Source organism: Pseudomonas syringae group sp. 243L2, from assembly GCF_032587875.1.
Lineage (GTDB): Bacteria > Pseudomonadota > Gammaproteobacteria > Pseudomonadales > Pseudomonadaceae > Aquipseudomonas > Aquipseudomonas amygdali.
Genome location: NZ_JAWHPL010000003.1, coordinates 215,148 through 238,598, shown reverse-complemented (window position 1 = coordinate 238,598; position 23,451 = coordinate 215,148). Strand labels below are relative to the sequence as shown.

At 54.5% G+C, this 23,451-nt stretch carries 16 protein-coding genes, 1 tRNA gene and 1 pseudogene; 6 read left to right on the top strand and 12 right to left on the bottom strand.

Translation table 11 applies throughout. From position 1 onward, the window contains the following. Window positions 1–47 precede the first annotated feature (47 nt). Both RYB66_RS02240 and RYB66_RS02235 read right to left on the bottom strand, forming a co-directional pair. Window positions 48–1,508, bottom strand: coding sequence for a DUF4214 domain-containing protein (locus RYB66_RS02240; protein ID WP_219170992.1), 1,461 nt, complete (start codon window positions 1,506–1,508; stop codon window positions 48–50). Between the two features lie 17 nt (window positions 1,509–1,525). Further along, window positions 1,526–2,344, bottom strand: coding sequence for a hypothetical protein (locus RYB66_RS02235; RefSeq protein ID WP_019741939.1), 819 nt, complete (start codon window positions 2,342–2,344; stop codon window positions 1,526–1,528). 804 nt (window positions 2,345–3,148) lie between these two features. Between RYB66_RS02235 and RYB66_RS02230 the strand changes: the two genes are divergently transcribed. From RYB66_RS02230 to RYB66_RS02220, 3 genes are read left to right on the top strand one after another with little or no spacing between them, the layout of a single operon-like run. Beyond that, the gene (locus RYB66_RS02230) at window positions 3,149–4,912 is read left to right on the top strand and encodes a type I secretion system permease/ATPase (protein ID WP_004663900.1); all 1,764 of its coding nucleotides are present in this window, start codon (window positions 3,149–3,151) and stop codon (window positions 4,910–4,912) included. A gap of 13 nt (window positions 4,913–4,925) precedes the next feature. Continuing rightward, a complete protein-coding gene (locus RYB66_RS02225) occupies window positions 4,926–6,248 on the top strand; it encodes an HlyD family type I secretion periplasmic adaptor subunit (protein WP_219170993.1) in 1,323 nt (440 codons plus the stop codon). Next, window positions 6,245–7,651 (top strand): TolC family outer membrane protein, encoded by a 1,407-nt coding sequence (locus tag RYB66_RS02220; RefSeq protein WP_219170994.1) that lies wholly within the window; start codon window positions 6,245–6,247, stop codon window positions 7,649–7,651. Before RYB66_RS02225 ends, RYB66_RS02220 begins: the two co-directional genes overlap by 4 nt. Window positions 7,652–7,697: 46 nt before the next feature. On the opposite strand, the gene RYB66_RS02215 is transcribed toward RYB66_RS02220, so the two are convergent. After that, window positions 7,698–8,846: a glycosyltransferase family 4 protein gene (locus tag RYB66_RS02215; RefSeq protein WP_057401259.1), complete on the bottom strand. Its 1,149-nt coding sequence runs from the start codon at window positions 8,844–8,846 to the stop codon at window positions 7,698–7,700. Window positions 8,847–9,124: 278 nt separating this feature from the next. Between RYB66_RS02215 and RYB66_RS02210 the strand changes: the two genes are divergently transcribed. The 3 genes and pseudogenes from RYB66_RS02210 (at window position 9,125) to RYB66_RS02200 (ending at window position 12,590) form a co-directional block, all read left to right on the top strand. Then, complete coding sequence (locus tag RYB66_RS02210; protein WP_004661780.1) at window positions 9,125–10,543, top strand: mannose-1-phosphate guanylyltransferase/mannose-6-phosphate isomerase; 1,419 nt, start codon at window positions 9,125–9,127, stop codon at window positions 10,541–10,543. 230 nt (window positions 10,544–10,773) lie between these two features. Next, a complete protein-coding gene (locus RYB66_RS02205; RefSeq protein WP_316893632.1) occupies window positions 10,774–11,571 on the top strand; it encodes a hypothetical protein in 798 nt (265 codons plus the stop codon). Between the two features lie 526 nt (window positions 11,572–12,097). Beyond that, window positions 12,098–12,590 (top strand): annotated as a pseudogene (locus tag RYB66_RS02200) (TetR/AcrR family transcriptional regulator). 220 nt (window positions 12,591–12,810) lie between these two features. Here RYB66_RS02200 and RYB66_RS02195 read toward each other — a convergent pair. The 9 genes from RYB66_RS02195 to RYB66_RS02155 all read right to left on the bottom strand — a co-directional run bounded on the left by RYB66_RS02195 (window position 12,811) and on the right by RYB66_RS02155 (window position 23,282). Beyond that, the gene (locus tag RYB66_RS02195; protein WP_316886172.1) at window positions 12,811–15,813 is read right to left on the bottom strand and encodes an RNA-directed DNA polymerase; all 3,003 of its coding nucleotides are present in this window, start codon (window positions 15,811–15,813) and stop codon (window positions 12,811–12,813) included. 544 nt (window positions 15,814–16,357) lie between these two features. Next, window positions 16,358–17,458, bottom strand: a complete 1,101-nt coding sequence (gene ychF, locus RYB66_RS02190) for a redox-regulated ATPase YchF (protein ID WP_004663905.1) — start codon at window positions 17,456–17,458, stop codon at window positions 16,358–16,360. A gap of 21 nt (window positions 17,459–17,479) precedes the next feature. Further along, window positions 17,480–18,064 carry an aminoacyl-tRNA hydrolase gene (gene pth, locus RYB66_RS02185; RefSeq protein ID WP_316893630.1) on the bottom strand — a complete coding sequence of 195 codons (585 nt, stop codon included), beginning with the start codon at window positions 18,062–18,064 and terminating at the stop codon, window positions 17,480–17,482. Window positions 18,065–18,228: 164 nt separating this feature from the next. Continuing rightward, on the bottom strand, window positions 18,229–18,840 hold the full coding sequence (locus RYB66_RS02180) for a 50S ribosomal protein L25/general stress protein Ctc (RefSeq protein ID WP_002552144.1): 612 nt from the start codon (window positions 18,838–18,840) through the stop codon (window positions 18,229–18,231). Window positions 18,841–18,964: 124 nt separating this feature from the next. Further along, on the bottom strand, window positions 18,965–19,906 hold the full coding sequence (locus RYB66_RS02175) for a ribose-phosphate pyrophosphokinase (protein ID WP_002552145.1): 942 nt from the start codon (window positions 19,904–19,906) through the stop codon (window positions 18,965–18,967). Between the two features lie 45 nt (window positions 19,907–19,951). Next, window positions 19,952–20,026 (bottom strand) — tRNA-Gln (locus tag RYB66_RS02170). Window positions 20,027–20,063: 37 nt separating this feature from the next. After that, on the bottom strand, window positions 20,064–20,912 hold the full coding sequence (gene ispE, locus RYB66_RS02165) for a 4-(cytidine 5'-diphospho)-2-C-methyl-D-erythritol kinase (RefSeq protein WP_044294212.1): 849 nt from the start codon (window positions 20,910–20,912) through the stop codon (window positions 20,064–20,066). Window positions 20,913–20,932: 20 nt separating this feature from the next. Beyond that, on the bottom strand, window positions 20,933–21,550 hold the full coding sequence (gene lolB, locus RYB66_RS02160; protein WP_004660426.1) for a lipoprotein insertase outer membrane protein LolB: 618 nt from the start codon (window positions 21,548–21,550) through the stop codon (window positions 20,933–20,935). Between the two features lie 4 nt (window positions 21,551–21,554). Further along, window positions 21,555–23,282 (bottom strand): tetratricopeptide repeat protein, encoded by a 1,728-nt coding sequence (locus RYB66_RS02155; protein ID WP_080164756.1) that lies wholly within the window; start codon window positions 23,280–23,282, stop codon window positions 21,555–21,557. Between the last annotated feature and the right edge of the window lie 169 nt (window positions 23,283–23,451).

Below are 23,451 nucleotides of genomic sequence, written 5' to 3'. Positions count from 1 at the left end.
CAACCCGACCTTGCGGTCGGGTGTACTTGTAACAACGACGGGGCTGGTTACACCGCGCCGTGCAGCACGATAACGTTGTCGTTATGTGCGATTGCTTCTACCGAACCAACGATACCGATAGCAACGTCAGCGTGGGTGCCGCCGTTAGCCAGGATGTTGGTGAAGGTTGCCTTGCCAGCAGTATCAGAAGCACGGCCAGTGGCGGTCAGGTACAGGTTGTCGATGAAATCGCTATCTGCTTTGAGTACAGCTTCATCAGAGTTTACGATTGCCTTGGCTACGTCTGCACGGCTTGCACCGTTGAACAGGTTATTCACCCAGTTGTCCAGGCCAGCCTGATCAGCGCTACGGCCCAAAGCGACCTGGTAGAGGTCACGAACAAAGTCACCGTTCGACTGGTCGAGAGTCCGTGCTTCGGCAGAACCAGCGATACCTGCAGCTACATCACCGAGCGTACCGCCGTTAGCCAACAGTGTTTGCCAGGTTTGCAGGCCACCACTATCCGCGCCAGTAGTACGGCCCAGCAGCTCGTTGTAGAGCGTGTTGATAGGCGCCAGAGTCGAAATGTTGACAAACTCGTCGGAATTTACGAACTGGTTAGCGATATCGGTCAGCGAAGTACCGGCATTGACCAGGCTAGTGAAGTTCTGAACGCCACCCAGATCTGCGTCACGACCCAGCAGGCCGTCATACAGACGCAGAGCAGAAGCTTCAGCTTCGCTTTGTGCCAAGACAACAGTTTCAACAGCGCTAGTAGTGGTGTTGACGAAAGTCAGGAACTCAGCGCCAGTGATCGATGCAGTTTGTGCACCGGTCAGGTTGACGTTGAAGTTGTTGCCAGTGCTGAAGCTGTAGTCAGCAACCGAACCGTCCAGCTGTACAACGTCGAAGCCTGCGCCAGCATTGACGACGTCTGCGTGGTTGGTGCCACTCAGAACGATGGTGTCATTACCGCTGCCGGTGATGATGTTGTTGTTGCCAGCACCAGCGATAACAGTGTTGTTACCGTTGCCAGTGATGATGGTGTCGTTGCCAGCACCAGCGTCGATGTAGTTGTTCTGATCGCCATTGACGATGATTACGTCGTCGCCCGAACCAGTGGTCAGCAGGAACTGAGTGGTAGCAGAAGCATCAGCAGAAACAGCAACGCGAGCCAGCGAGGAAACGTCGGCAGCAGCATCAGTCGCGATGGTCGGAGTGATATTGACGTTCAGGTTAGCCTGGCTGTCCAGAATGATTGCCTTGGCAGCAGCTACTTCAGCAGTAACATTCAGGGTAACCAGGTCGCCACGTGCACCAGCGATGGTGCCGGTGATAACGTCGGTAGTAGCGGTTTGACCAGTAGGGACTTCCAGGCGGTTCACGCCATCCCAGCTAGCCAGGTTTACAGTGGAAGCGCTGTCCAGAGCCAGCAGAGTGCTGATTGCGGCAGTGGTGCTGTCGGTCAGGCTGGTAGCGGTCAAGAACGAGCTGAACTCGGTTGCGGTTACCGGGGCATCGTATTGCATGGGAAATTCCTGTTACTTCAAGCCTTCTGGCCTGTGCTACTGATTTTCTGCGTCAATGCAGAGTTTTCCCACGGAGACTTATAGCGGGCAGCGTTCATCTTCGTAGCGGGTGCGATGCAAATGTGTAACGCCACCAAAGGCTCTTTGCCGGTGGGGCCGTACATCATCTGGTTGGCAACGATGACCTGCGGCGCAGCGCCGCGGAAGACAAGGTGGCCAGACAATTCATAAAAATGCTGATTGGGTCCTACCAGGCTGAAACCTGCCGAGACCAGAGGCAAAGACTTGCCACGAGTGCCGGTGAAAGCGCCTGTAGCGACATTGGGGCTAGGGCCTGAACCGGCCACTGTGCTGGTGTAGACCAGATCCACGCCTGCTGGCTTTTCGCCCCATAAAATGGAAAAACCTTCAAGGCGTCTGGAACCGTCAGGCTCACCCGCCCAGCCTTCCGTAGACACCACGTCACCTTCACCCTGCAGGTGCGCAACCAGCTTCAGCGCAACAGGCATCGGGCTCGATGAAATCGCCGCGCTCGGCTCTGCGGTCGCAACGATAGCGAAATTGCGCATGATGGCAGTGGAAGTGTCGATTCGGTCGATACGCAAGTCGATGGGGTCGATGACTGCGTCGAACATATGGTATTCGGTAATCAGGACGGTGGTAGTACCGCCTTTAACGCGGGCAACTATGGTGTCACCAAGCCGGGTCAGCATGTTCTTGCTGACGCCTTCAGCCGGGAAGAAATCAATGGAACCCTTACCAAGCGGTGCTTGCTGCAGTGCAATGCACACAGGTTTGTCCGCGGGCGGCTGCGAGGCATAGCGGAAAATGTACATTCCCGGCTCAAGCAGCGTGACGCGAGAGCTGATCTTTAGTCCATCAAGTTCTGGAGACTGCACCCAACAAGCTTCCTTCTTATCCAGAGCGGCTATACCGTTAGTCCTTCTACAAGGCTGATAACACGCTACCCGGGCACTACTACATAGGATTGGTGGCTCTGTGCTGGCCAGATTGCGAGGTTAATCCTTTGGTAGGAAAAGTCAATTTGAATTGGGCGAATTTTCGTCGCCGCCAGTAGGACATTTCTGACTCTCAGATTCCGCCCAGAGCTGCGGCAGCTTGGCGGATAGGTGGCGGAATGTCTTAGATTTTTTGGGTCTTTTCTTATGCTTGATCAGACTGATTCAAGATGTGTCCGCGCCTTCAGAGCCTGCCAAGGCTGGGTGACTTACGAGGTCGGCCACATGTCACTTCAAGCGGCTCTCGGCGGTGTGATCGTTCTACAATCTGCGGCGCATTCGGACATAAAACGTTCCAGCCTGAAACTGCACCGCTTGAGTGCATTTATATAGGCTTTACCGGAAGGCAAATTAATAAAGCCGTCAAGGCGCTATTGCGTACATGACAGTTTCTATATCGCGCACTTTTATTTGTTTCGCTTGTTAAAATTTTGAACTTTCGGTAAATATATGGGTATCCAGCAATTGAGTATCGAGGGTTTTTGCCCCTTGACGCTTAAGAAACCTTCACTTGTACCTGGCTGCATTTTGCGTATTTTGATGGCGCTTTAATGCTGCGTTGCGCCAAAAGCAGGTGCTACACTGCCGCGCGTTTACCGTTTTCTCATCAGTACGGATTCTATGAGTCGCTCACACGAAAATAATTTGCAGGTAGCCCTCAAGGCTTGCAAAGGCAGCTTTATCTCAGTCGGTTTCTTCAGTCTGTTTGTAAACGCCTTGATGCTGGTCCCTACGTTTTACATGATTCAGGTCTCTGGCAGAGTCGTGCCAAGTGGCAGTGCCCCTACCCTGATCATGCTTACTCTGATCATGACTATTTTGATGGTGACGCTGGGCTCTCTGGAATGGGTTCGATCCAGAATAATGGTCCGCGTGAGCAACCGGCTGGACGTTCTGCTCAGTCGCGACGTGTATCGTGCCAGCTTCAAAAAAGCGCTAAGCAGCGGGGGAATGGATGCTTCAGCTCAGTCGCTCAATGACCTGACTTCACTGCGTCAATTTCTCACCGGGAACGGCCTTTTTGCTTTCTTTGACGCGCCTTGGCTACCCATCTACACCGCTGTCATGTTCATGTTTCATCCATGGTTCGGCTGGATGACCGTGGGTTCTGCGTTGGTGCTTGTGGTACTGGCATACCTGAATCAGCGCTACACCGGCAAAGCGCTGGTTGAGGCTAATCAGCAAAATGTCACGTCGAACCTGCAAACTACCAAGAACCTTCGTAACGCCGAAGTCATTGAATCAATGGGAATGCTAGACACCTTGATGGCCCGCTGGGGCAAGCGTCAGCGCAGGGTATTGGTGTTGCAATCCGATGCTAGTGACAAGGGCGGCATCATTAGTTCGATATCCAGAACGTTCAGAAACTGGTCGCAATCAATCATGCTTGCACTGGGGGCCTATCTGGTGATTACGCATCAGATCAATCCGGGGCTGATGATGGCTGGCTCGCTGCTTTTAGGGCGCGCACTGGCTCCAGTCGATCAGATTATCGGCAGCTGGAAAGGCTTTGTGGCTGCGCGTGTGCAGTACAACCGCCTGAACGAAACGCTTGAAAAGTTGCATAACGAACCTGATCGAATGGCCCTGCCTGACCCGGAAGGGCATATTCAGGTCGAAAATCTGGTAGTCACGCCTCCGGGCGGGAAGAATCCGGTAATCCGTAACATCAGCTTTGTTACGCCAGCAGGCACCATCGTCGGTATTGTCGGCCCCAGTGCTGCGGGCAAGTCGACACTGGTCAGGGCTCTGCTCGGCATCTGGCCTGCACAGCACGGTACGGTGCGCCTGGACGGTGCCGACATCAGTGCCTGGGACAAACAGAAGCTGGGCCCGCACCTGGGTTATCTGCCGCAGGACATCGAACTGTTTGAGGGCAGCATCAGCGACAACATCGCCCGGTTCACCAAGGTGGACCCCGAGAAGGTCGTTCTGGCTGCGCGAACCGCTGGTGTGCATGAAATGATCCTGCAACTGCCCGACGGCTACGACACCGTTATTGGCGGTGACGGCGCGAATCTGTCTGGCGGGCAACGTCAACGCATCGGTCTGGCTCGCGCGCTCTATGGCAGCCCACGATTGATTGTGCTCGATGAGCCCAACTCCAATCTTGATGAGGTTGGCGAGCGCGCGTTGAGTGTCGCCCTGCAACTGATCAAAGAGTCAGGTGCCACAGTATTCATCGTTTCCCACCGCCCGAATATTCTGTCGCGGCTTGACCGGGTCATGGTCATGAACGCTGGCACCATCACCCTGTACGGTGCGCGTGACCAGGTCATTGCCGAGCTGGCACAGCAACAGGCCAAGGCTCAGCAGGCTCAGCAGCGAGTGGCTCCGGCAGCCACCGGTGTTGCCCCGGCGCAACCTGCGCAACCTGGCGCGTGAAAGGAATTCATGAATGAGCATTAAGACAATATCCACGCTCGACGCGCACTCTGATGACATGCCTACTTCCGATCGGGGTATTCGCCGGGTTGGTGTGGCAATCGTGCTGGTTACATTTGGCCTGTTCGGTACCTGGGCGGCACTGGCTCCATTGGGCAATGCGGTTTACGGCTCCGGTGTCGTGATGGTGCAAAGCTATCGTAAGACGGTTCAGCACTTGGAAGGCGGGATCGTCAAAGAGCTGCTGGCTCGTGATGGCGACACTGTTCACAAGGACGATCCACTGATCGTGCTGGACGACTCTCAACTACGCTCTCAATACGAGTCGACCCGTAATCAGCTGATTTCCACCCAGGCTCGGGAGGCGCGACTGCGCGCTGAGCGCGACGAACTGCCCTCGATTCCGCCGCTGACCATCAGCGGTACCGACAGTCAGCGGGCCAGAGAGGCTATCGAAGGCGAAGAGCAGGTATTCAGAACCCGGAAAAACTCCCGTCAGACCGAGATATCGGTACAGCGCGAACGCATTGGGCAGTTGAAGCAGCAGATCATTGGTCTCAGGGACATGATCCGTACCAAGGTCAGCCTGGAAAAATCCTACAGCAGTGAAATTACCGAACTGAAGGATCTGCTGTCCCAAGGCTTTGTTGACAAGCAACGGCTGCTTGAACAGGAGCGCAAGCTGGACATGCTCAAGTCCGAGGTGGCGGATCACGAATCGACCATCACCAAGACTCAGTTGCAGATCAGCGAAACCGAACTGCAGATCATCCAGTTGAACAAGAATTTCAGCTCGGAAGTGGCAAAAGAGTTGAGCGATGTGCAGGCCAAGGTTTTCGATCTGCAGGAGACCGCTACAGCGCTGCAGGACCGCCTGTCTCGCGTGGTCATTCGAGCCCCTGAAGACGGTATGGTACTGGACATGAAGGTTCATACCGTCGGCGGTGTTGTCAGTGCTGGTACGCCGTTGCTGGATATCGTGCCGGAATCTTCCGAACTGGTTGTAGAGGCCCATGTTGCTATTAACGACATCGACCGGATTTCAATTGGCAAGCTGACCGATGTCCACTTCAGTGCATTCAATAGTGCGACGACTCCTGTGATAGAAGGCGTGGTGACACGTATCTCTGCCGACCGTTTGAAAGATGATGCTGGCGAACCTTATTACCTGGTACGGGTAAAACTTACCGAGAAGGGTTTGAAGCGCCTTGGCGACCGCAAGTTGCAGCCGGGTATGCCTGCCGAAGTGCTGATCAATGCCGGTGAAAGGACCATGCTCCAATACCTGATGAAACCGGCCTCCAACGTCTTCATCAAATCGATGATCGAGGAATGATTGTGCTGCGCTTCGTTCCTGTGTTTTTTTCCCTGGGTCTGATCAGTGCGCAGGCCCAGGCAGACGCCACTCAGCCTGCTGCACCGCAAGTTACCAGCGCTTCGGCGTACTCGGTTGATCTGATGGCGCTGTTTCGTGAGGCGCGGCTTGAAGACCCGCGCGTACTGTCTGCTTATCTGCGCGCTCAGTCCGCAGTGGACAGCGAGCGTGACGCATTTGGTGGATTGTTGCCGCAGGTTACTGCAAACGGCAGCTACAACCGCATTTTGCGCAAGGACGAGACAGAGCGCGAGATCTACAACAACTCCAGCTACTCGCTCAACCTGACCCAGTACCTGTACAACAAGCAGGCCTGGGAAACGTATCAGAAAGCCAAAAGCACGACGGAGCAGAAAAGCCATCAGGCAGAAGATGCTCAGGCTGAGGCCACCGTCGATCTAGCCAAGCGGTATTTCCTGGCGCTGTCTGCCGATGACGAGCTTGAGCTGATCATGGCCGAGCGCCGGGCGACGCAAAAAAGCCTGGATCGCGTCAGTGCGATGTACGACAAAAAGATGGCTGTCGTTACCGACTTGCTGGACCTCAAGGCCCGTGTCGATTTGCTTGCAGCGCAGGAAGTCGATGCCCGCAACCAGATCAGGCTCAGCCGTGCCGGGCTCTCGGAAATTGTCGGTCGCCCGATCAACGAGCCGTTGAGCCGGATCAGAAACGATATCGCCTTGCAGGCGCCTGCCAAGTCCATGGATACCTGGGTGGCTCAAGCTATCGACAGCAACCCTTTGCTCAAGGCGCGGGAAAGCAGTCTGGACGTTGCCAATGCGGCAGTGCGCGAAGGCAAGGGCGGGCATTACCCGACCCTGACCTTCACCCTGGGCGCTCAGCAAAGTGACGTGGGTTACGACAACACCCTTTCGCCGCGCAGCGACAGTTATGTGGCTACCATCGGCGTGCGTGTGCCTATTTACAGTGGCGGGTCGACGTCAGCGCGTGTGCGGGGCCTGTACAACGAGCAATTGGCCACCGAGCAGGACGTCGAGAGCGTGCGTCGCCAGGTCGTCAAGGAAACCACCAACGCTTACCTGACAGCGTTCTCCAGCGTCGAAAAGATCCGCGCCAACAAGAATGCGCTGGCGTCTGCAGAACAGTCGAGCATTGCTGCGCAGAAAGCATTTTCCTATGGGGTGGTTAACGCGGTCGACGTATTGACCAGCGTGCAGAACGAGTTCAAGGCCCGGCGTGACTTGCTCAAGGCCCAGTATGACTTCATCACCAACCTGTTTATTCTCAACCGATGGGCTGGCCGCCCGCCGCAAGAGAGTGTCGACAGCGTCAATGTGTGGTTGGGCGGGGCTAACCCGGCAGTCGAGAAAGCAGCCGAATCTGCTCTGAAAAAGAAGCCCTGATCTCGCCAGCGGCACGTTTCAGGGCTGCGTACTGGCGGCAGGCGCGCTATTTGCGCGCTGCCAGTACCTTGCGATAGATGTCGAGCGTGTTTTGCGCGCAGGCATCCCAGCTGAAGTGACGCGCACGCTCCAGCCCGCGCTGCACCTTGCGCTCACGTTCTTCAGGCCGTTCCAGCACGTCAAGCATTGCGGCACTGATGCTATCGGCGTTATGCGGATCCACAGCCCAGGCGGCATCGCCTGTCACTTCCGGCAGCGAAGAGTTATTGGATGCGATCAGTGGGCACTGGGCAGCGAACGCTTCGATAGCCGGCAGACCAAACCCTTCATACAGCGAAGCAAACACCAGCGCCCCGGCACTTTGCAGCAGTGACAATACTTCTTTCTGTGGCAGATAACTCAGCCAGCGGCCTTCGCCCCTTTGCTGCAAGGCCTCAAGCTGCGGCAGCAGTTCTTCGTTGCTCCAACCGTCACGACCGACGATCACCAGCGGGTGCTCTTTGCGCACCTGCGCGGGCAGTTGCTGGAAGGCTTCAAGCACGCGTTGCAGGTTCTTGCGAGGTTGCAGGGTGCCCACCACGAGAAAGAAGCCAGGTTTGAGGCCGTGTGTAGCCAGCACTCTGTCACGCTCGGCAGTGTCGATGCGCTCGAAATACACAGGATCCACGCCCAGTGGCGTGACACTGATGCGTTCTGGCGCAATGCCCAGGTGACGAACCATGTCCTGCTTGCTGTATTCGGAGATGGTGATGATGTGCTCGGCGCGCTCAATGCTGGTGGTGAACAGCCAGCTTTTCAGGCGTTTGAGGTCTTGCTTGATCCATTCCGGATACAACACCGGAATCACATCCATGATCGTGGCGACTACAGGCACGCCCTTGATCAGCGGGATCTGGTGGTCAGTGGCATGGAAGAGCTGCACGTCTCTGGCAATGTTCGCCGAGTTGCTCAATGGCAGCTTGAGTACGCCGCTGAGCACCGCATGGATGCGGTAATCCCTGGCCAGCTGTTCCGGTTTGCCACAGTCTATGACTGGCAGGTCACGGCCAAAGGCATATGGCTTCACATGCATATCTTCAGTCTGACCAAGCCTGTCCAGACCCTGCCACAGGGCTCTGGAATAGATGCCGATGCCGTCCAGATGCCCGGCGCGCTCGCCGTTTGCCCAGACCGTGCAGCTCAAGCCTATATCCATGTTCTGTCGTTCTCGATGTCGATCAATTGCATCACTTCTCAATGGCGTACTCAGGCAGCAAATTTGCGCTTGCGTGCGGTGGATATATAAGGGCAGGTACGGAATCGGGCGCGAAGACTAACATGGGTAAGCCCGGCTCGCACGGGGTGCGGGATGGCCGCGGCGGGGGAGTTGCTGAATGGTATGCATATTGTAGTGGCCTTCATGTTGCATACCTGCTGGAGCACCCGGATAATGCGGCCTTTGCTACGCCTTTGTGGCCCAAGAATGGAGCGTCTATGTTCACCCCTGTAATTCTGGCTGGCGGTAACGGTTCGCGGTTATGGCCTTTGTCGCGGCAGAGTTTCCCGAAGCAGTTTCTTGCCCTAGATGGTCAGGATCAGGGAACGATGTTTCAACGCACACTGGCCCGGCTCAATGGCCTGGAGCACACTCCTGCGGTAGTGGTCAGTAATGAAAATCACCGTTTCATCGTCGCCGAACAATTGCGTGTGGCGAAGATGGCCAGCCGTCGCGTCATTCTTGAACCACTGGCTCGAAACACTGCTCCAGCTATCGCTTTGGCCGCGCTGGAAGCAACTGCCGACGGCACCGACCCGATTCTGCTGGTGCTGGCTGCTGACCACCACATCCATGACGAAGAAGCTTTCCGACAAGCGGTGAAGATTGCTCAGGTACATGCCGAGGCAGGCCGACTGGTGACCTTCGGTATCACCCCGACTCACGCTGAAACCGGTTTTGGCTACATTCACTGCGGCGATGCGATTGCCGAGGGCGGTTTCGCCATTGAGGCCTTCAAGGAAAAGCCATCGCCGGAAATGGCCGCCGAATACTTGTCTTCGGGTGCTTACCTGTGGAACAGCGGTATGTTCATGTTCCGTGCCTCGGTATTTCTGGCCGAACTGCGCAAGCATCGTTCCGACATATTGTCTGCGTGCCGTATAGCGCTGGAAAACTCCGAAGCCGACAGCTATTTCCTGCACGTTTCGTCCGAGAAGTTCGCCCTGTGCCCTGACGAGTCAGTGGATTACGCCGTCATGGAACACACCACTGCCGGGCTGGTAGTACCGCTGGACGCTGGCTGGAACGACTTGGGCAGCTGGGCTGCGATCTGGGATGTAGGCCCACATGATGCCAATAGCAACCGCCTGGAAGGCGATGTGATGGCAATCGACACGCGCAACTGCCTGGTGCAGTCGCACCATCGACTGGTTGCCACTGTCGGCGTCGAGGACCTGATCGTTATCGAAACCAAGGACGCCGTTCTGGTCGCCAACAAGCACAACAGCCAGCAGGTCAAGGACGTGGTCAAGCGTCTGCAGGCAGAAGAGCGTCCCGAGTTCGTCACTCATCCACTGGTCAACCGCCCGTGGGGCCACTACGACACGATCGATCTGGGCGAGCGCTATCAGGTCAAGCGCATCAGCGTGCTGCCGGGCGAGTGCCTGTCGCTGCAGATGCATTACCACCGCGCAGAGCACTGGATCGTAGTATCGGGTACCGCCAAGGTAATTTGCGACGATCAGGAACTGATCCTCTCCGAGAACCAGTCCACCTACATCCCGCTGGGCGTCAAACACTCGCTGGCCAACCCCGGCAAGGTGCCGTTGGAGCTCATCGAAGTGCAGTCGGGCTCGTACCTGGGTGAAGACGATATCGTCCGCTTTGAAGACCGCTACGGGCGTCTGAAGAAGTAAGTTTCTCAGGCACCGCTCCACGTTTGGCAAAACGCCCCGCAAGCTCGCTTGTGGGGCGTTTTTGTTTGCACGGAAATGTTTACAGGTAGTTGTGGCGATACCGTCGGATGTAACAAATCCTGCCGCTGTGTAGAGGTCTTCCGAGACTTCAGCAGCGTTACCTATATTTTGAATAAATTTGATAAGCTTCGAAGGGCTTAGGAGTGCAGCGATCAAAAAAAGGGAGCTACATGAGTATACAGTCGAGGGATCCGGTGACAGATCGAGCCGCACCAACTGAAGATTCACCCATCAGCTTTTACTGCAAGCTTGAAGACGACAATGCAGTTAAGGATTATTTGAGGGGTGGTCGATGCCTGAGATTTACAGGCGTGAAGAGTTCTGAATGGAATGAGGTATCTCTGCGTCAAGGCGTTGATGTCTATGTCATCGATGTTGATTTCTGGTCAACCAATAAAGGTAACGGGCTTTCCTTTATAGGTACCCACAAGCAATCATTGGTTGAGCATCAGCCGGTCTCCGACTGGTTTCTTCTGGAGTTTACACCTGGGAAAGGGCGTAATTACTACTATGCCGCCTTTAGTGATCCCTCGGAAAACAAACCAACGTTTGGTAGCGTGCTGTTAGACCTCGACCCGAAGGCGGGGCCTGAACTGCCAACCCCGCCTAGCGTAAAGTCGATAAAAATGGATGCTGGCGACGATTACAGCTTTTACTCGTTTCACGTGGGGCAGGGTATGGCGTCGCTCCTTGATAATGAGCATGACGGCGTACTGTTTGATGCCGGGGCTGGTTGCCCGATAAAACGACCGGACTATCCTGATCTACTCGTAAACGATTTGAAAACTGCTGTTCAGGCTTTACACCGCGTCATCATGATCCTGTCTCACCCTGATCTCGACCACTGGCGGCTGTTGCAATGGGATCCGACTCTTTCGGGCAAAATAGACAGCATTTATGTGCCGATCAATACAAAGCAGTTGGTTTTTTCTGATAAAACTGTAAACAAAAAAAATCAAGGTTTTTGACGGTACACTTATTCCTTTGACGGTTGGTTCTTCTCTCGATGTGCATCGTAGTCAACCCCATTACCATGACAAGAATGGTGAGTGCCTTGTGTGTGTTTTTCACACGCATGGTCAGACGGTTCTTATCCCTGGTGACTACGTGTATGAGCGTATGAGACTAGATACGAATTCGCTTATCTCTGGCCTGGCAAATACTTCATACACCGCGATTATTGTCCCGCATCATGGAGACTTTGCCAGCAGCATTGGTGTATTCGCCGCACGCAATTCACAGTCGATTGCTTTTTTTTCGGCAGGTACCCATAAAGGATATAACCACCCTACTGAAGCATCGTTGATCGCCCACCGCTAAGGGGGCTTTAAGGAAGTTTCAGATAAACACCAGCCCAATATTGTTAAAGTGAGGTTGTGTTGAGCCGATTGGGCCAAGTGAGCCAACGCTCTGGCGGTGTCGCTACCTTCCAGTTGGCAGGCATTCAATCTGCGAAAAGAATCCGCGTCTATCAAACCAGTCGAGGAATTGAGCGTGAGTGAAAATGCGCGGGAGGCCATATTGGCAGTTGCTAAAGCAGCGGCTCAGGTGCACGGCTATAGTGGCATAAATTTCCGCACCATCGGCGAGGCGCTACTGGCAGGACGCCGCAGCTGTGCTGGAGGCATTACGAGATCCGGATCCGAGCCTTAGCTTGCAGCACTATCCTTCAACATTTCGAACATCGCTGGAGCATGCCAACCGACTTTGCATGGCCAGCTTCATGGCCGCTGAGTACGAAGACCTGCCCGAAGAGGTCAAGGTTGAAGTAAAGGCGTTTGCAGATACAAACGTGGCCTGGCTGACCGATGTCCTGATTGACGCAGGACTGGGCGATTCAGCCAGCTGTGAGCGACGCGCCCGTTCCATCTACACCGCCGTTGCCGGTGCGCAACTGATGGCCCGTATCCGCTGTGATATCGGTTTGTTCGATGAGCTGATACTTACTTATCAGGAAGCGGGACTGATTCCTGTGCGGCAGATGTAACGTGCCTCGCCGGCACGTTACATCAGAAACAGAGCGCCGCGACGTATCGCGGCTTTATCAGGGGTATAATATTCTTCGGTGAATATCTGCTTATAGAAACCAGCTCTTGCTAAGTCCGCCTTATTTTATTACGATCGACAGCTTTTTTGTGGCTGCAGAAGTTCAAAACATTGACTGAGCCGCTTAATGAAAAGCAATATATAAAACGGGTTTTTCATGTTTATGCCTGCCCCCCTTTTGGTAATAATTTCCTTTGGGGGGACATGTCTTGGTTGAACCCATCAGGTACTGGTTTGAAATCCTTAAGGGGTGAGCGATGGCTGGACTGGAACTGACGCAGACCTTGAACATCAATCTCGCCAGTGATGCAGTAGTCATGATTACCCCCTTTGACTCTTAAAAGGTCGCGTTTCCAGCGATCTTTGTAAGGCGCGCGGATTCTACTATCACCGTATTGGCGATTATTGCATTGAATAATGTAAGCGTGTATGTCCAGTGCTGCCGATTCAACAAGAGCGTTAAAGGTATCGGTATCGCTGTTCCATTCTGGTACGAATAAAGCGTCGATCTGACCCCTGAGGTCGGCGCGATAGCGAAGGTTTGTCAACTCACTGCAGTTGAGAAGGGCAAAGCGAAAATCTCCATGTTGAATTATAGGTGGAGATTTCCATGTTTCAGCAGGGATCATTCTCGCACCAGCGAGCCTGAATAACTCCTGTTCTTCATGAAAGGCTGGGAATTGTTTGTCTTGCCTGTAAAGCATTAACGAGGGATAGCCAAGGCCATCATGGGTAAGTGATGCCCATATTTGATTATGAACTTTACTGTCATGAGTGTGTAAATATTCCACGCCCGTAATTAAAGATATCCCCCTGCCTTTAAGTTTTTCAGATATACGCATAAACCACTGTGGTGGGAGTGATAACTCCGGAAGAATGAGATAGCCTGTACCATCTGGTCTCGATATTAGCTCATTTATAAGACGATTGAGCCGTTGATAGCGGCGACGGCTATCAGGATCTGGTTTGCCCATCGCTGCCGCAACAAAGCTTTGGTCTAGAGTTTCCCAGCTTGACACTGCTATAGTCGGTTTGCCTTTAGAGCTGCCATCTGGAATGCTTAAAACTTTGGAATCAGGGTCAAGGTAAGGCATTTGATGCTCTTTAAGCTCAAATCCCCTTATGGCTGAAATAACCTTGCCCAGTTGAGATTCTTTTTCTGATGCGAAAGGTTTGTGGGCAATCAGATACAGCTCATTCAGGCTGAAAGGACGTGTAGCGAAGATTAGCCCAGCAGGCGCACCTTTCTCAAGATTTAGCCAGTTTGATACAACTTTAATCCCGTTAGTGACGCCAGGGCTAAGCAACCCCGTGACTTTCAGAGCCTTGAGGTCGCGTAGAGGCTGAATGCCACGCCGGCTGACCATTTCTTTAGGCATACCGGCAAAGCGTAAAGGCGCGTGAGCGAGATCATGGCTGAATAGGAGAGCTTGGGTTTTTTGTAGGGCGTTCAAGTCCTCTAGTAGCTCAAATAAAGCAGAACCGAAGTACTTGAGGTTGGTTTCCAGAATAAGCATAAAGGCTTTCCAGCCCACACTTCCCCTTTGGCTCAGAGGGAGCGGGAAGGCCGAGGCGATGTTCTCGTGCAAGGTTTGAAGAAGTATCTTCTGCCAGCGCGATATGCACTCATCTTCTGAGACTGGCTTTTTCTGTGCCTTTATCTCGAGTTTGCAGTCTGTCTCCACGGTAAGTCTTAACTTGTCTAATGCCTTGATAAGCTTGCCGAGGTGTTCAAAATCTTCACAAGCAGTAGCCATGCGAATGATACGAGGCATGTACTGAGCCAGTTCAAAAAACTTCATTGGCGTGAGTAGGTGGTCAATTACCGCATCAAAAAATGCGTGTCGATGCGCCTGCCAAGCCTGTGGTGGCAGATCACGCTCATAGGCCTCATAATCCCTAAGATTAAGAGCAAAACCCGCACGATGCAGAGTGAGAGCATCAGTTTTTCGTAAATTGTCCGCCTGTTCGCCACCGTTATTAGTTGCTTTGAGCAAATCAGTAGCGACGGTCGCTGAGGAGTCTGGCAAGCTGGGTAGCGCACGCCACTCACTGGCTCGTTGGTTGATTTGTTCAGAAATCGCATTGACTAAAGCTGTGCCCGGATTTCCTGCAAGAACAAATAATTTATTTTTGCTGTTATTAAAGGCAATATGGCTATCAACGAGATAATCTGGGTTGAACAAAATGCCCTGTTCGCTAATGGTGAGCAGCTCTTTACCGTCCTCTCGGTTTAGTATCCAATTCCAAAATTGCGCGGTTGTTTTAATATTGCTGGTGTTCTCCATCACAAGTAGGACGTCGTCTACATAACGGCCGTAATAAAGAGGTACTACTTGTTTTTCTATGAATTGGTCGAGTCGTAGCAGGGCGGAGTTTGCTACCACTGCTGATGCAGGCAGGCCGACAGGCAGTCCTTTTTTCAATGGCGTATTTTTCGACCAAGCCTGCAAGGCTCTTATAAAAATTCGGTGTAGTTTTTTCTGATTCTTGCTCAGCTTGACTCCGGAAAAACTAAGGAAGCGTTCATCCAGCATAAACTCCGGGTTAAGTTCATGATAAAAACTACTCACGTCAGCCGTCAGGGCTAAGACCTTCTTTTTATCGGTCAAGGCAGAGCGCATCGCTTTGATGCCTCCATCTCGCCAGTCTCGAAAAGGTTTCAGATAAGGTTTGAACGAGCCCAGTGCTAATTTGTTGATTTGTTCGGAGCGGTTCCGGCGTAATCGGCTACCATAGACATTTTCGCCCAAAGCCTTATCGAAGAGATCGCCGACTTCCATCATCCACAGCGCCGACAGTACATGGAAATCCATACTGCATTGCGCCATGAGACGAAACTCAGCAATGGGTTCTTTGCCATTCTCTGTCATGTCTAACCAGTCGTCTTCCGGTGCGGCGAAGATCAGGCCGGGATTTTCAGGCGCATTTTTGATTGGCGCTGGTCTCAGCGCTTTAGGTGCCAGCGTCCATTCACCGAGAAAATCGGTTTTTTTTATCCAGCGTTCATCTTTGCCAAGGAGCTTTTTCTTTAATCTCTTAAGGTTGTCCAGCAAGTCATTCTCATACTCAGCCATTGCGAGTAGCTGTGGATGGGTTGAATAGTAGAGGTCTACCTTCGCCTTGCGCCAAGCGAAAGCAAGCTCCTTCAGTGTGGCTATCATCAAATAGCCTCCTGATGCAGGAAGTTTTTCTTAGGTTTAAGGCTATTTTTGCTTGGTCTGCCAAATAAGCAAAACTGAAGCGTTGAAGCTTTCCTGCTCTCCTTTACCTTAGGGTTTTGAGATTGGGTAATGGGTATTGGCCACAGTATTCCTTGGGGGTAGGTCATTGCTGAATCTTCCATGTGTGATGGAAGGAATACTAAAGTGCTATTACTCGATGTGCAATGATCCAATGAGCCAGGGAAAACGCGAAACTTTTATACGCTCGGGTATCTCACATTTAGCTGCCCCAAGACAAAATATTGTGGAATTGCTCGTTGGGTCAGCACTCGGCGCGAGGTGATTTTCTAACGTTAATAGTTGAAACCCAATCCGTTGCTCAAGCTCTTATCGGGGGATATAAGTGCTTTTTGAGCTGTTCAGACGCGTTCGCAGAATGATAAAAATTCTTTCCATCAAAACAAAAAACCGCGCAAAGGCGCGGTTTTATTGGGCTTAGGCAGCTTCTAAGTGTTTTAACAAGCTGCTGAAGTCAAGTGCTCAATCACACATTAAACCTGAAATGCATCACATCACCATCCTTGACGATGTATTCCTTGCCTTCCAGACGCCATTTACCCGCTTCCTTGGCACCGGCTTCACCCTTGAACTGGATGAAGTCGTCATAGGCCACGACTTCGGCACGAATAAAGCCTTTTTCAAAGTCGGTGTGGATGACACCTGCGGCCTGTGGTGCGGTGGCACCGACGCGAACGGTCCAGGCGCGAACTTCTTCGACGCCAGCGGTGAAGTAGGTCTGCAGGTGAAGCATTTCGTAGCCAGCGCGAATAACGCGGTTCAGGCCGGGTTCTTCGAGGCCTAGCGCTTCGAGGAACATGTCTTTTTCTTCGCCGTCATCCAGTTCGGCGATTTCGGCTTCGATCTTGTTGCAGACCGGCACCAGCATTGCGCCTTCTTCTTCGGCGATGGCGCGGACCACGTCCAGCAAAGGGTTGTTCTCGAAACCGTCTTCGGCAACGTTGGCGATGTACATGACCGGCTTGGTGGTCAGCAGGTGGAAGCCACGGATGGTGGCCTTCTCGTCGTTGCTCATGCTCTTCATCAGGCTGCGTGCTGGCTTGCCTTCGCTGAAGTGGGCGATCAGTTGTTCAAGCAGGCCTTTCTGGACCACTGCGTCCTTGTCACCGCCCTTGGCATTGCGCGTGACCTTTTGCAGTTGCTTCTCGCAGCTGTCGAGGTCAGCGAAGATCAGTTCCAGATCGATGATCTCGATGTCGCGCTTGGGGTCGACGCTGTTGGAGACGTGAATTACGTTCTCGTCTTCAAAGCAGCGCACCACGTGAGCGATGGCGTCGGTCTCGCGGATGTTGGCGAGGAACTTGTTGCCCAGGCCTTCGCCTTTTGAGGCACCTGCCACCAGGCCTGCGATGTCGACGAACTCCATGGTGGTCGGCAGGATGCGTTTCGGGTTGACGATGGCTGCCAGTGCCGCGAGGCGCGGGTCAGGCATCGGCACGATGCCGCTGTTCGGTTCAATGGTGCAGAAGGGGAAGTTCTCGGCCGCAATACCAGATTTGGTCAGGGCGTTGAACAGGGTGGACTTGCCGACGTTAGGCAGGCCGACGATGCCGCAATTGAATCCCATGGTGTTTCCCCTCGAGTGATGTCAGGCCTTCTGGCTGTGCAGGTTTTTCATCGCCCGGTTCCATTCACCGGCGAGGATATCCGGCAGCACGCCGAGGGCAAAGTCGATACTGGCGTCCAGTTTTCCCTGTTCGGCGCGTGGCGCTCGACCCAGGACAAAGCCGGATACCTTGCTGGCATCGCCCGGGTGGCCGATGCCAAGCCGCAAGCGATGAAATGTGTTCTGGTTGCCGAGCTGCGCGATGATGTCGCGCAGGCCGTTATGACCGCCATGGCCGCCACCCACTTTGAGTTTGGCAACGCCCGGAGGCAGGTCCAGCTCGTCATGCGCCACCAGAATCGACTCAACCGGAATGCGGTAGAAACCGGCGAGTGCCGCGACGGCCTGGCCGCTGCGGTTCATGTAAGTGGTGGGAATCAGCAGACGAACATCCTGACCTTGATGCGTAAAACGCCCGGTCAGGCCAAAGAATTTGCGCTCGGGAACGAGATTGACTCGCTGCGCCGCAGCAATACGCTCAACAAAAAAAGCCCCTGCGTTATGCCGGGTCTGTTCGTATTCAGCGCCTGGATTTCCCAGGCCCACGATCAGTTGTATGGCGGTCACGACAGGGGCTCTTCCTTTGGAGTTGAGGGTTAAACCGCTGACGACAGCGGCAATGTGGGCGAAAACTGCTCATTTACCATGATGTAAACTCAGCGATCTCGCCCGCTTTGCCTGCTATCGCTCGCGATGTTTCCTGAGCAACTCCGACGTTACCAAGTAATGAATTACTCGGCTGCGCCTTCTTCACCTTCTTCTGCTTCGTCTTTGACGATGCGCGGTGCGTGGACGTTGGCGATTGCCAGGTCAGTACCGTGTGCCAAGGCAACGAACTCGACACCTTTAGGTGCTTTCAGCTCGGACAGGTGAACGTTGTCGCCTACTTCCAGCGCGCCCAGATCAACTTCGATGAACTCAGGCAGGTCTTTAGGCAGGCAGGTCACTTCCAGTTCAGTGGTAGTGTGCGAGATCTCGCCGCCTTTCTTGACTGGAGCTTCTTCGTTCAGGAAGTGGATCGGCACGATTGCGGTCAGTTTCTGGCCGGCAATAACGCGCACGAAGTCAGCGTGCATCACGTGGCCTTTGGCCGGGTGACGTTGCAGCGCCTTGATGATGACGTTCTGCTTCTGGCCGCCAACGTTCAGCTCGATGATGTGGCTGTAGGCCGCATCGTTTTCGAGCAGTTTGGCAACTTCCTTGGCCAGCATGCTGATGGACTCAGGGGCTTTGTCGCCACCGTAGACGACAGCTGGAACCAGGCTGGCGAGACGACGCAGGCGGCGGCTCGCACCTTTCCCCAGGTCGGAACGCTGTTCTGCATTCAGGGTAAATTCGTTCATGTTGTATCTCCAAATTAACCACATCCGCCGTTGCGTTTGCGACCAGCGCTTGGGCGGTATGGGCAAAAAAGCCCCGCCCTGACCGGATGTCAGGGCGGGGCGCTTTTCGTCTGCGTGATGTCAGTTAACGGAACATCGCGCTGATCGATTCTTCATTGCTGATGCGGCGAACCGCTTCGGCGACTACCGGCGCAATATCCAGTTGACGGATACGGCTGCAAGCTTGTGCTGCTGCGGACAACGGGATGGTGTTAGTGACCACCAGTTCGTCCAGCACGGAATTTTCAATGTTTTCGATCGCCCGGCCCGACAGCACAGGGTGTGTGCAGTAGGCAAAGACCTTGGCTGCGCCATGCTCTTTCAAGGCCTTGGCCGCGTGGCACAGGGTGCCGGCGGTGTCGACCATGTCATCGACCAGAATACAGGTACGCCCTTCGACATCACCGATGATATGCATCACTTCAGAGTGATTGGCTTTCTCACGGCGTTTGTCGATGATACCGAGATCGACACCCAGGGATTTCGCAACAGCACGTGCACGCACGACGCCGCCGATATCCGGGGAAACGATCATCAGGTTTTCAAAGCGCTGGTCTTCGATGTCATCCACCAGAACGGGGGAGCCGTAGATGTTATCTACCGGAATATCGAAGAAACCCTGGATCTGGTCAGCATGAAGATCAACCGTAAGAACACGGTCGATTCCCACCACGGTGAGCATGTCAGCAACAACTTTCGCGCTGATGGCAACACGTGCGGAGCGCGGACGGCGATCCTGGCGGGCATAACCAAAGTAGGGAATCACAGCAGTGATTCGGGACGCTGAGGAGCGGCGGAAGGCATCAGCCATCACAACCAGTTCCATCAGGTTATCGTTCGTTGGTGCGCAAGTCGGCTGAATGATGAAGACGTCTTTACCGCGGACGTTTTCATTAATCTCAGTGCTGATTTCGCCGTCGGAAAATTTTCCGACAGAAACATCACCGAGTGGGATATGCAGCTGACGTACTACACGCCGAGCGAGATCGGGGTTGGCATTCCCCGTAAAGACCATCATCTTGGACACGCGCAGTACCTAGAGGCTGAGGGTAACCTGGATGAGTATAGAAAATGGCAGGGGCGGCTGGATTCGAACCAACGCATGGCAGGATCAAAACCTGCTGCCTTACCGCTTGGCGACGCCCCTGTATTGAATCAATCGAGTGCCTGGCACTCAATTCCTGTTACAGAATTTGCAGCTTGCGATGCAACATCGAAATGTTACTTCCTTTTGCTACGAACCCCGTAAGGGTCTCTGTAAGAAGGGCCGAGACTTTATCAGCTTCAGCTTTGTTTGGGAAGGCCCCAAACACACAACTTCCAGTTCCGGTTAATTTTGCTTCGGTAAAATTACCTAACAAATTCAAAGCGTTACGTACTTCTGGGTAACGCCTCTCTACAACCGCCTTACAGTCATTTCGACTGTTTCCCTTGGGAACGGGGCGCACTTTAATGGGCGGCGTGTCGCGTGTCAACAACGGATCTGAAAAAATTTCTGCTGTACTTACAGCGACTTGCGGAACGAGCACCAAATACCAGGGTTCTTCGGGGTCAACCGGGGTGAGAATTTCCCCGACACCCTCAGCAAATGCGGCGTGTCCACGGACAAAAACCGGTACATCAGCGCCCAGAGTCAGGCCCAGTTGCGCCAGACGATCTTCATCCCAGCCAAGCTGCCACAAATGATTCAGCGCCAGCAGTGTGGTGGCAGCATCCGAGCTGCCGCCGCCAATGCCGCCGCCCATGGGCAGGCGTTTTTCCAGCCAGATATCCATGCCCAGCGTGCAACCGGACTGTTTTTGCAGCGCGCGGGCGGCTTTGACGATCAGATTGCTGTCATGCGGGACGCCGGGTACATCGGTCTGCAGACAAATTTCGCCGTCCTGGCGAACGGTAAAGCCCAGTTCGTCACCATAATCGAGAAACTGAAACAGGGTTTGCAGCTCATGGTAGCCGTCCGGGCGGCGTCCCAGAATGTGCAGCATCAGGTTCAGCTTTGCCGGGGCAGGCAAAACCAGCTGGGGTGTGGCCATATCCTGTAATGCAGTCATGGTCATTGCCCCAGTTTGCGAGGTTGCCAGTCCTTGATGACCAGCGTGACATCGAGGTCCTGGCCGTGCAGCTTGACGCGTTCGGGCAGCCAATAGCCATTCTGTTCGACATAACTGAGGTATTCCACCTGCCAGCCGTCCTGTTCAAGGCTGGCCAGACGACTGTCGCCATCAAGCGTCACGTTGCTTTTGCTGTCCGGTGCCGGCAAACCGCGCACCCACCATACGAGGTGGGAAACCGGCAGCTTCCAGCCCAGTTGATCCTGAAGCAGTGTTTCCGGCGTCGTGGCTTCGTAGCGACCCTGGTTGGCGACTTCAAGCGCGACAGCGCCGGGCCTGCCGGTCAGTCGTGCTGCGCCACGGCCGAGCGGACCGGACAAGCGGATATCGTAGTAATCCTGACGCTGCAGCCAGAACAGGGTGCCGCTGCCGGAGTCCTTCGGCGCACGGATGCCGACCTTGCCGTTGATCTGCCAGCCATCGAGGCTGCTCAGTTGCTGTTTGTGTTCGCGCCATTGCGCGGGGTCGCCCTTGCCCTGAACGGCTTCGCGGGAAGTGAGACCGGCACAGCCGGTGAGCAGGGCGATGAGGCTGAATACGATTACGTGGCGCAAAAACATAACGTCAAAGGGTCTCTGAACCGGTCAAGCGTCGCAGTGTGCTGCGCAGGACGGTGCTGTCGGGTTGTTGTTCCAGGGCCTTGGCCCATACTTTCCGGGCTTCGCGCTGTTCGCCTTTGGCCCAGAGTACTTCGCCCAGATGTGCGGCTACTTCGTGGTCAGGGAAGCGTTCGAGCGCCTGGCGCAGGTAGCGTTCGGCAGCATCCAGATTGCCCATGCGGTAATTCACCCAGCCAAGGCTGTCGAGAACTGCCGGATCGTCGGGGCTGATCTGATGGGCTTTCTCGATCAGTTCGCGGGCTTCGGCGTAACGCGTGGTGCGATCGGAGAGGGTGTAGCCCAGTGCATTCAGCGCCATGGCGTTTTCCGGCTCGCGCTTGATGATGCTGCGCAGGTCTTTTTCCATCTGCGCCAGATCATTGCGCTTTTCAGCCAGCATAGCGCGGGTATAGAGCAGGTTGGCGTCGTCCGGGTATTGCTTGAGTGCCGTGTTCAGCACCTGCCAGCCGCGATCCAGTTGATCATTGCTGGTCAGGGTTTCGGCCTCGATCAGGTACAGCTGAATGGCGAAATCGGGCTCTTCGGCACGTGCTTCAGCCAGGCGTTTGGCCGCTTCTGCGCCGTTGCCATTGCTGACCAGAATGTCGGCCTGGCGCAATTGAGCCGCCAGGAAGTCCGGGCCCGGTCCGACCTGAGCGTATTCGTTGAGCGCGCTTTGCGGGTCCTCGCGCTCTTCGTGGATGCGGCCGAGATTCAAATGCGCTGAATCGACGTGTGCACCGCGGGCGATCAGTTCTTCCAGGTAGCCAGCTGCTTCGTCCCAGGCCTTGGCTTCAAGGCATACCAGGGCCAGCGAAAAGCGTAGCTCGTCGTCGTCCGGATATTGCTGCAAAAGGGCGGAAAACTGCACTTTGGCGTCTTCCATGCGGTTTTGCTCGACGAGCATGCGCGCATACGTCAGGCGCAGGCGTTTGTCGTCCGGGTATTTCTTGATGCTTTTTTCCAGCAGGGGCACCGCTTCCTTGCCTCGGTTCATGCTTTGCAGCAAGCGGGCATGCAGCAGGATGGGCGCGATTTCACCTTCTTTGGGCGGGTTGTCTTCCAGCAGCTTCAACGACTGTTCGGCGTCACCATTCTGCTGAAGCAACAGCGCCTTGCCGAAAATCAGCTGGCTGTTGTTCGGGTATTTGCCCAGCAACCGATCAAAACTTTTGAGCAGGCCGTTGCGGGTGTCCGGATCGGTTTCGGCCGCGGACAGTGCCAGAAAGTCGAAGTGCGTGTCGCCCTGACCCTGCAGGACTCTCTCCATGTACACCAGAGAATCGTCGTAACGTCCCGCGCGCGCCAGTTGAATGGCTGCGGCGCGTTGCGCTTCAAGGTCGGTCGGTGCGTTTCTTGCCCAGATCAGCGCGGTTTCCAGCGCAGACTGATCAGCGCCCATGTATTCGGCGATCTGATAGGCGCGCTCGGAGACCCCCGGGTCCTGAGTCTTGATCGCCTGGGTAACGTAGTTATCCAGGGCGATGTCGAAGCGGTTGCGCTGGCCGGCCAGCTCCGCGCTCAACAGGCTGACCAGGGTGTCCTGAGTGAACGAACCATAGACCTTCGGCTTGGCTTCAGGCGCGGGGGGGGCGTCTTTCTGAGCGGGCACGGGCTGTGACGAGGCGGGGGCCATTGACTGGCAGCCGCCTAGAAAGGCAAGAGCAAGGAACAACGCGGAGGATCTATTCATATATAAGAAGGGCGGCTTACCTGCGGTGGGAGCATCATGACACAAGGCTGTTGGCAAAACCCACAGCCGTCGGAAAAACTGATGCAATGCGTGTGTTTGCAGTGTCGCGAGCCTGAAAACGCAGGCTGTGACGATCGATTGTAGTGGGACAATAATATGTGGTGGTTGT

Excerpts from the sequence above, each read along its gene's own strand:
- RYB66_RS02240 (WP_219170992.1), bottom strand. The coding sequence starts at position 1,508 with ATGCAATACGATGCCCCGGTAACCGCAACCGAGTTCAGCTCGTTCTTG.
- RYB66_RS02235 (WP_019741939.1), bottom strand. The coding sequence starts at position 2,344 with ATGTACATTTTCCGCTATGCCTCGCAGCCGCCCGCGGACAAACCTGTG.
- RYB66_RS02230 (WP_004663900.1), top strand. The coding sequence starts at position 3,149 with ATGAGTCGCTCACACGAAAATAATTTGCAGGTAGCCCTCAAGGCTTGC.
- RYB66_RS02225 (WP_219170993.1), top strand. The coding sequence starts at position 4,926 with ATGAGCATTAAGACAATATCCACGCTCGACGCGCACTCTGATGACATG.
- RYB66_RS02220 (WP_219170994.1), top strand. The coding sequence starts at position 6,245 with ATGATTGTGCTGCGCTTCGTTCCTGTGTTTTTTTCCCTGGGTCTGATC.
- RYB66_RS02215 (WP_057401259.1), bottom strand. The coding sequence starts at position 8,846 with ATGGATATAGGCTTGAGCTGCACGGTCTGGGCAAACGGCGAGCGCGCC.
- RYB66_RS02210 (WP_004661780.1), top strand. The coding sequence starts at position 9,125 with ATGTTCACCCCTGTAATTCTGGCTGGCGGTAACGGTTCGCGGTTATGG.
- RYB66_RS02205 (WP_316893632.1), top strand. The coding sequence starts at position 10,774 with ATGAGTATACAGTCGAGGGATCCGGTGACAGATCGAGCCGCACCAACT.
- RYB66_RS02195 (WP_316886172.1), bottom strand. The coding sequence starts at position 15,813 with ATGATAGCCACACTGAAGGAGCTTGCTTTCGCTTGGCGCAAGGCGAAG.
- ychF (WP_004663905.1), bottom strand. The coding sequence starts at position 17,458 with ATGGGATTCAATTGCGGCATCGTCGGCCTGCCTAACGTCGGCAAGTCC.
- RYB66_RS02180 (WP_002552144.1), bottom strand. The coding sequence starts at position 18,840 with ATGAACGAATTTACCCTGAATGCAGAACAGCGTTCCGACCTGGGGAAA.
- ispE (WP_044294212.1), bottom strand. The coding sequence starts at position 20,912 with ATGGCCACACCCCAGCTGGTTTTGCCTGCCCCGGCAAAGCTGAACCTG.
- lolB (WP_004660426.1), bottom strand. The coding sequence starts at position 21,550 with ATGTTTTTGCGCCACGTAATCGTATTCAGCCTCATCGCCCTGCTCACC.
- RYB66_RS02155 (WP_080164756.1), bottom strand. The coding sequence starts at position 23,282 with ATGAATAGATCCTCCGCGTTGTTCCTTGCTCTTGCCTTTCTAGGCGGC.